General features: G+C 65.8%; 1 pseudogene. It reads left to right on the top strand.

From position 1 onward, the window contains the following. A pseudogene (locus CDN38_RS01680) lies at nucleotides 1-517 on the top strand (trehalose-phosphatase); the annotation flags it as partial.

The raw sequence follows: 517 nt of genomic DNA, 5'->3' as shown, positions 1-517 counted from the left end.
CCCGGCCCGCGGGCTGCATGGCGAGGCATACCGCGGCCATATCTTCTGGGACGAGCTGTTCATCTTTCCGGTGCTGAACCTGCGAGTTCCCACGGTCACCCGGTCGTTGCTGCGGTACCGGCACCGACGCTTGGTGGAAGCGCGGCGCGCGGCCAAGCTGGCCGGTTACCGCGGCGCCATGTACCCGTGGCAGTCCGGTAGCGACGGCCGAGAGGAAAGCCCCGAGCAGCACCTGAATCCGCGATCCGGGCGGTGGCGTCCCGATGCCAGCCATCGCGCGCACCACATCGGTATCGCCGTCGCCTACAACGTGTGGAACTTCTATCAGGTCACCGGTGATTTGGCGTACATGATCGATTACGGGACCGAGATGATGGCCGAGATCGCCCGGTTCTGGGTGAGCCGGGCCACCTACGATCGGGACCGCGACCGCTACACCATCAACGGAGTCATCGGGCCCGACGAATTCCACTCCGGCTACCCGGACCGGCCATATGACGGCGTGGACAACAACGCC

Origin of the sequence: Mycobacterium ostraviense, assembly GCF_002705925.1 — a bacterium.
Lineage (GTDB): Bacteria > Actinomycetota > Actinomycetes > Mycobacteriales > Mycobacteriaceae > Mycobacterium > Mycobacterium ostraviense.
Note: the sequence above shows the minus strand (reverse complement) of the source record. Positions and strands in the feature narration are given on the sequence as shown.